Here is a 6,774-nt window from a genome sequence, read left to right as displayed (position 1 = left end):
ATGACCCACAACAACTAGCCTGGCCCGGTGATCCGCTTCTTCCACGGCATCGGCGGCCGACCCGCCCACTTCCAGCCCCTTGCCGACGCCCTCGGCGCCGCGGCCGACCTCGCCGCCTCGCCCGCCCTGCCCGGCCACCCGGGCATGGACGCCGGCGGTCAGGACCGCCCCCGGGCCGCACGGCCGGCGACCGATGCGGACCCCGTCCTCGACGCCGCCCGCACCTGGGCGGCGCAGGCCGGCCCCGTGCCGGGGCTGCTGATCGGCCACAGCACGGGCGGGGTCATCGCGCTGCGCGCCGTCGCCGACGGGCTGGTGCGACCCCGCGCCCTCGTGGTCATCGACTCGAACGTCCCGGTGACGGACACCGCCCTGGCCGCCCGGGCAGCCAAGGCCCGCCTCGCCGCCCGCCCCGACTGGCGGAGCGTGCTCCGCGCCTCGCTCGCATGCGACCTCCTCGTCCCGGAGCCGTGGCACGAGCGGATCCTGGCCGACCTGGACGCCACGCCGGACCATCCGATGCGCGAGCTCTGGGCCACCGTCCTCGCCGCGGACACCCGTGCCCTCTGGGCCGGCATCACCGTCCCGACGCTGTACGTGCGCAGCACCCGGGACGTCCACCAACGGGACCTGGACGCGGTCACGCAGCACGCCACCGTCGTCGACGTCGGCCCGGGCCACTGGCCGCACGTCACGGAGCCCGAGGCCGTCGCGGCGGCGATCCGCCGCTGGCACACGACCGGCGTCGACCCCACGCGGTAGGCTGGCCGAATCATGGCTGACACTGACTTCTCCGCGGAGATCGACTCCCTGCGCCACACCCTGGCCTCCATCGAGCAGGTCTCGGACCTCGACCGCATCAAGGCGGACATCGCCGAACTGGAGCAGCAGGCCTCCGCACCGGACCTCTGGGACGACCCGGAGGAGGCCCAGAAGGTCACCTCCAAGCTCTCCCACCGTCAGACGGACCTCAAGCGCATCACCTCCCTGGAGAGCCGCATCGAGGATCTGGAGACCATGGTCGAGCTCGCCGCGGAGGAGGACGAGCCCTCCCTCCTGGAGGACGCGAACCAGGAGCTGACCTCCATCCGCAAGGCCCTGGAGGAGCTCGAGGTCGTCACGCTGCTCAGCGGCGAGTACGACCAGCGCGACGCCGTCGTGACCATCCGCGCGGGCGCCGGCGGCGTGGACGCGGCCGACTTCGCCGAGACCCTCATGCGCATGTACCTGCGCTGGGCCGAGCAGCGCGGCTGGTCCACCAAGGTCATGGACACCTCCTACGCGGAGGAGGCCGGCCTGAAGTCCGTCACCTTCGAGGTCAACGCGCCCTTCGCGTTCGGCACCCTCTCCGTGGAGGCCGGCACGCACCGCCTCGTGCGCATCAGCCCCTTCGACAACCAGGGCCGCCGCCAGACGTCCTTCGCGGCGGTCGAGGTGGTGCCGCTGATCGAGTCGGACGACTCCATCGAGATCCCCGAGTCCGAGATCAAGGTGGACGTGTTCCGCTCCTCGGGCCCCGGCGGCCAGTCCGTGAACACCACGGACTCCGCCGTCCGCATGACGCACCTGCCCACCGGCATCGTCGTGTCCATGCAGAACGAGAAGTCGCAGATCCAGAACCGTGCCGCCGCCCTGCGTGTGCTCCAGTCCCGCCTGCTGCTGCTGCGCAAGGCCGAGGAGGACGCGAAGAAGAAGGAGATGGCCGGCGACGTCAAGGCGTCCTGGGGCGACCAGATGCGCTCCTACGTGCTGAACCCGTACCAGATGGTCAAGGACCTGCGCACGGGCCACGAAGAGGGCAACCCCTCCTCCGTGTTCGACGGCCACATCGACGATTTCGTGGATGCCGGGATCCGCTGGCGCGCCGAGCAGGTCAAGGCCGCCCAGGAGGACTGAGTCCCGCGGCGCGGCCCCGCCGCCCGGGCCACCACGACGCCGGCCCGCACCTCCGCAGCGAGGCGCGGGCCGGCGTCGTCGTTCAAGCCCCCGCAGGGGCCTCGGGCCTGGCCCGGGAGACCGGCCCGGTGGGATGCTCGAAGCACCGGGCAGGCGCCCCCGCGCTCCGGTCCGGCACCAGACTCCATCCCCACCCAGGAGGTCGACCAGCATGACCATGCGCGCCGCCCGTTGGCACGGCAAGAAGGACATCCGCATCGAGGAGATCGACTCGCCCACGGCCGGTCCGGGGCAGGTCCTCGTGGACGTCGCGTGGTGCGGCATCTGCGGCACGGACCTGCACGAGTACCTCGAGGGCCCGATCTTCATCCCGCCGGCCGGACACCCGCACCCGATCTCCGGTGACGACGCCCCCGTCACGCTCGGCCACGAGATGTCCGGCACCGTCGCCGCCCTGGGCGAGGGCGTCACGGACCTCGAGGTCGGCCAGAAGGTCGTCGTGGAGCCGTACATCGTGCGCGAGGAGGACCGGGACCGACCGGACTACAACCTCGCGCCGGACATGAACTTCATCGGCCTGGGCGGCGACGGCGGCGGACTGGCCGAGCAGATCGCGGTGCAGCGCCGCTGGGTCCACCCGGTGGCCGACTCCGTGCCCCTCGACCAGGCCGCGCTCATCGAGCCGCTCTCCGTGGCCCACCACGCGTGGGTGCGGGCCGGCTCTCCGACGTCGGGCGTGGCGCTGATCGGCGGCGCCGGCCCCATCGGCGCGCTCACCGCGGCCGTGCTCAAGGGCAAGGGCCTGACGGTGTACGTCTCCGAGCTCTCCGAGCTGCGCCGCCGGAAGGTGCTCGAGGCCGGTGTGGTGGACGAGGCCTTCGACCCGCGCGAGGTGGACGTGCCCGCCAAGATCCGCGCACTGCACGACGGCCAGGGCGCGGACGTGGGCTTCGAGTGCACCTCGGTGGACGTGGTGCTGGACATGTTGCTGGACGCGGTACGCCCCGGCGGCGTGATCGTCAACGAGTCCATCTGGGGCCACGAGCCCGCCGTGGCCCTGCACAAGCTGGTGATGAAGGAGATCGACCTGCGCGGCACCATCGCGTACGCGAACGACCACGCGGACACCATCCGCATGGTCGAGGACGGCGCCGTGGACCTCGCGCCGTTCATCACCGGCAAGATCGGCCTCGACGACCTGGTCGACCAGGGCTTCGAGACCCTCATCCACCACAACGAGACGGCCGTGAAGATCCTCGTCTCGCCGACCGGCCAGGGTCTCTGAGGCTCCGGCCCGACCCCCGGACGTCCCGACGACGGCCCGCGCCCGCAGCCGGCGGGTGCGGGCCGTCGGGTCCCTGCACCGCGGCGCGCCGTCATGGATGCGTCGTCGCCTGGCGCGCCTGTGACCGGGGTCATAGACTGCATTTGAGTGAATCGTGATGAACCGAGTTGAACGTCCCAGGAGGACCGCATGACCGCCGAGCTGCCCCAGCCTCAGCCCACCGATGCCGTGATCGTGGGCGGTGCCCGCACGCCCTTCACCCGGCTGCTCTCGCAGCAGGCCGACCTGCGCGCCGTGGACCTGGGCGCCCACGCGATCACGCACGCGCTCGAGCGCGCCGGCGTGGCCCCCGAGGACGTGGACATGGTCTACATGGGCCAGGTCGTGCAGGCCGGCGCGGGCCAGAACCCGGCCCGCCAGTCCGCGCTCGCCGCGGGCATCCCGTGGAACGTCCCGGCCATGACGATCAACAAGGTGTGCCTGTCCGGCCTCACCGCCGTGATCGACGCCGCCCGTCTCATCCGCCTCGGCGAGGCGGACGTGGTGGTGGCCGGCGGTCAGGAGTCCATGACCAACGCCCCGCACCTGCTGCCCGGCGCGCGCAAGGGCTTCAAGTACGGCCCGGCCACCATGCTCGACGCCGTCGCGTGGGACGGCCTCACCGACTCCCTGAGCCACGAGGCCATGGGCGAGCTGACCGAGTCCGGCAACGGCGAGCGGAACATCGCCCGCGCCGAGCAGGACGAGGTCGCCGCGGCCTCGCACCAGCGGGCCGCCCGGGCCCAGTCCGAGGGCGTCTTCGAGGGCGAGATCGCCCCGGTGGAGATCCCGCAGCGCAAGGGCGACCCGCTGGTCGTCTCCCAGGACGAAGGGGTCCGCCCGGACACGACCGCCGAGTCGCTGGGCGCCCTGCGCCCGGCGTTCGCGAAGGACGGCACCATCACGGCCGGCAACTCCTCGCCCCTGTCCGACGGCGCCGCCGCCCTCGTGGTGACCTCGCGGGCCTTCGCCGAGGAGAAGGGCCTGACGATCCTCGCCACGGTGGGCGCACCCGGCCAGACCGCCGGCCCGGACAGCTCGCAGCTGCACTCGCAGCCCTCGGACGCGATCAACGCCGCCGTGCGGAAGCAGGGCTGGGACGTGGCCGACCTCGACTTCATCGAGATCAACGAGGCGTTCGGCGCGGTGGCCGTGCAGTCCCTGCGCGACCTCGACTACCCGCACGAGAAGACCAACATCCACGGCGGCGCCATCGCCCTGGGCCACCCGATCGGCGCCTCCGGCGCCCGGCTGGCCCTGCACGCCGCCCTCGAGCTCGACCGGCGCGACGGCGGCCGCGCGGCCGTCTCGCTCTGCGGCGGCGGCGGCCAGGGCGAGGCCCTGATCCTCTTCCGCTGACAGACCGCCCCTGACAGAAAGGACCCCGGACATGGCTCTCGACAAGACCGTGGCCACGCCCGCCGAGGCGGTGGCGGACGTGCCGGACGGCGCGTCCCTGGCCGTCGGCGGCTTCGGGCTCTCCGGCAACCCCGTGCAGCTCATCGAGGCCCTGCTCGAGCAGGGCGCCACGGACCTGTCCGTCGTCTCCAACAACTGCGGCGTGGACGGCTGGGGCCTGGGCATCCTGCTCGGCGCGCGCCGGCTGCGGAAGATGACCTCCTCCTATGTGGGGGAGAACAAGGAGTTCGCCCGCCAGTACCTCAAGGGCGAGCTCGAGGTGGAGCTCGTCCCGCAGGGCACCCTCGCGGAGAAGCTCCGCGCCGGCGGCGCCGGCATCCCGGCGTTCTACACCCGCTCCGGCGTCGGCACCCAGGTGGCCGAAGGCGGCCTGCCCATGCGCTACGACGCGGACGGCACCGTGGTGAAGTCCTCGCAGGCCAAGCCCACGGACACGTTCGTGCTCGGCGAGGGCTACCTCAGCCAGACCCCGGACGAGCCCGAGACCTATGTGCTCGAACGCTCCATCGTCACCGACTTCTCCCTCGTGCACGCGTGGAAGGGCGACCGCCACGGCAACCTCGTGTTCCGCAAGGCCACCCGCCAGTTCGGCCCGCCCGCGGCCATGGCCGGCCGCGTGTGCATCGCGCAGGTGGAGGAGCTCGTCGAGCCCGGCGAGATCGACCCGGATGACGTGCACCTGCCCGGTGTCTTCGTGCACCGGATCGTGGAGGTCGGCACGGACATCGAGAAGCGGATCGAGAAGCGCACCGTGCGCGCGTCGGGGGAGGGGCGGGCATGAGCGAGCAGACCACCGGGCGTCCCCAGGGCCTGAGCCGCGACCAGATGGCGGCCCGCGCCGCGCAGGAGCTGCCGGACGGCGCCTACGTCAACCTCGGCATCGGCATGCCCACGCTGATCCCCAACCACATCCCCGCCGGGCGGTCCGTGGTGCTGCAGTCCGAGAACGGCATCCTCGGCACGGGCCCGTACCCCACGGAGGACGCCGTGGACCCGGACCTGATCAACGCGGGCAAGGAGACCGTCACCGTGAACCCGGGGGCGTCCTTCTTCGACTCCGCGCTGAGCTTCGGCATGATCCGCGGCGGCAAGATCGACGTCGCCGTCCTGGGCGGCATGGAGGTCTCCGCCGCGGGCGACCTGGCCAACTGGATGGTGCCCGGCAAGATGGTCAAGGGCATGGGCGGTGCGATGGACCTCGTCCACGGCGCCGGCCGCGTGATCGTCATGATGGACCACGTGTCCAAGGACGGCACCCCCAAGATCGTCGACCAGTGCACCCTGCCGCTGACCGGCCGCGCCGTCGTCGACCGCATCATCACGGACCTGGCCGTGATCGACGTCGTCGGCACCCCGGAACAGCCCCGCCTGGCGCTCGTGGAGACCGCGCCCGGCATCACCGAGGAGCAGGTCCGCGCGCTCACCGGCGCGCCGCTGGACTGAGCCGACGACGCCGCCCCGCGGCCCCGGCGCACCGCCTCGGCGGGCATCGGGCCGGCACGGGATAGACTGGACGGCCGCGCCCTGATCGGGGCGCGGCCGTCGCCGTGGACGCTGGAAGGACGTGAGGCCATGGGCAAGAACAGCAAGGGCAAGGCCGCCAAGCAGCCGGCCCCCGGCGAGCGCCAGGTGATCGCCAACAACAAGAAGGCGCGCCACGACTACACCATCCTCGACACGTACGAGGCCGGCATGGTGCTCACCGGCACCGAGGTGAAGTCGCTGCGCGAGGGCAAGGCCTCGCTCGTGGACGGCTTCGCGGTCTTCTACCGGGACGAGCTGTGGCTCGAGCAGGTCTACATCCCGGAGTACCTCAACGGCTCGTGGACCAACCACGCCGCCCGCCGCCGCCGCAAGCTGCTGCTGCACCGCGCCGAGCTGACGAAGATCTCCCGCCAGATCCAGGATCCGGGCCTGACCATCGTGCCGCTGTCCCTGTACTTCCTGAACGGGCGCGTGAAGGTGGAGATCGGCGTCGCGCGCGGCAACCGCGAATACGACAAGCGGCACAAGCTGCGCGAGCAGCAGGACAACCGCGAGGCCCAGCGGGCCATGCGGATGCGCAACCGGCGCGCCGGCGTGGCCTGAGCGCGGTGGACCCCTTGGGAATGCCTCGGGGGCGTGCTACGTTGTAT

At 72.2% G+C, this 6,774-nt stretch carries 7 protein-coding genes; all 7 read left to right on the top strand.

The window, feature by feature from the left end; all coding sequences use genetic code 11:
* The first annotated feature begins 27 nt into the window (after positions 1–27).
* The 7 genes from SJ20_RS05725 (at position 28) to smpB (ending at position 6,727) form a co-directional block, all read left to right on the top strand.
* Entirely contained in the window at positions 28–762 is a 735-nt protein-coding gene (locus tag SJ20_RS05725) for an alpha/beta fold hydrolase (protein WP_044659241.1), read from the top strand.
* Positions 763–774: 12 nt separating this feature from the next.
* Positions 775–1,896 (top strand): peptide chain release factor 2, encoded by a 1,122-nt coding sequence (prfB, locus tag SJ20_RS05720; protein ID WP_004167676.1) that lies wholly within the window; start codon positions 775–777, stop codon positions 1,894–1,896.
* Positions 1,897–2,113: 217 nt separating this feature from the next.
* Positions 2,114–3,181 (top strand): 2,3-butanediol dehydrogenase, encoded by a 1,068-nt coding sequence (locus SJ20_RS05715; RefSeq protein ID WP_044659242.1) that lies wholly within the window; start codon positions 2,114–2,116, stop codon positions 3,179–3,181.
* 189 nt (positions 3,182–3,370) lie between these two features.
* Positions 3,371–4,579, top strand: coding sequence for an acetyl-CoA C-acetyltransferase (locus SJ20_RS05710; RefSeq protein ID WP_044659240.1), 1,209 nt, complete (start codon positions 3,371–3,373; stop codon positions 4,577–4,579).
* Positions 4,580–4,610: 31 nt separating this feature from the next.
* Complete coding sequence (locus SJ20_RS05705; protein ID WP_041104295.1) at positions 4,611–5,420, top strand: CoA transferase subunit A; 810 nt, start codon at positions 4,611–4,613, stop codon at positions 5,418–5,420.
* The gene (locus tag SJ20_RS05700) at positions 5,417–6,082 is read left to right on the top strand and encodes a CoA transferase subunit B (RefSeq protein ID WP_044659239.1); all 666 of its coding nucleotides are present in this window, start codon (positions 5,417–5,419) and stop codon (positions 6,080–6,082) included. The genes SJ20_RS05705 and SJ20_RS05700 overlap by 4 nt, the downstream gene beginning before the upstream one ends.
* 129 nt (positions 6,083–6,211) lie before the next feature.
* The gene (smpB, locus tag SJ20_RS05695; RefSeq protein WP_044659238.1) at positions 6,212–6,727 is read left to right on the top strand and encodes an SsrA-binding protein SmpB; all 516 of its coding nucleotides are present in this window, start codon (positions 6,212–6,214) and stop codon (positions 6,725–6,727) included.
* The last annotated feature ends 47 nt before the right edge of the window (positions 6,728–6,774 follow it).

The organism is Micrococcus sp. MS-ASIII-49 (assembly GCF_000946635.1).
Taxonomy (GTDB): Bacteria; Actinomycetota; Actinomycetes; order Actinomycetales; family Micrococcaceae; genus Micrococcus; species Micrococcus luteus.
Note: the sequence above shows the minus strand (reverse complement) of the source record. Positions and strands in the feature narration are given on the sequence as shown.

Excerpts from the sequence above, each read along its gene's own strand:
- prfB (WP_004167676.1), top strand. The coding sequence starts at position 775 with ATGGCTGACACTGACTTCTCCGCGGAGATCGACTCCCTGCGCCACACC.
- SJ20_RS05715 (WP_044659242.1), top strand. The coding sequence starts at position 2,114 with ATGCGCGCCGCCCGTTGGCACGGCAAGAAGGACATCCGCATCGAGGAG.
- SJ20_RS05710 (WP_044659240.1), top strand. The coding sequence starts at position 3,371 with ATGACCGCCGAGCTGCCCCAGCCTCAGCCCACCGATGCCGTGATCGTG.
- SJ20_RS05705 (WP_041104295.1), top strand. The coding sequence starts at position 4,611 with ATGGCTCTCGACAAGACCGTGGCCACGCCCGCCGAGGCGGTGGCGGAC.
- SJ20_RS05700 (WP_044659239.1), top strand. The coding sequence starts at position 5,417 with ATGAGCGAGCAGACCACCGGGCGTCCCCAGGGCCTGAGCCGCGACCAG.
- smpB (WP_044659238.1), top strand. The coding sequence starts at position 6,212 with ATGGGCAAGAACAGCAAGGGCAAGGCCGCCAAGCAGCCGGCCCCCGGC.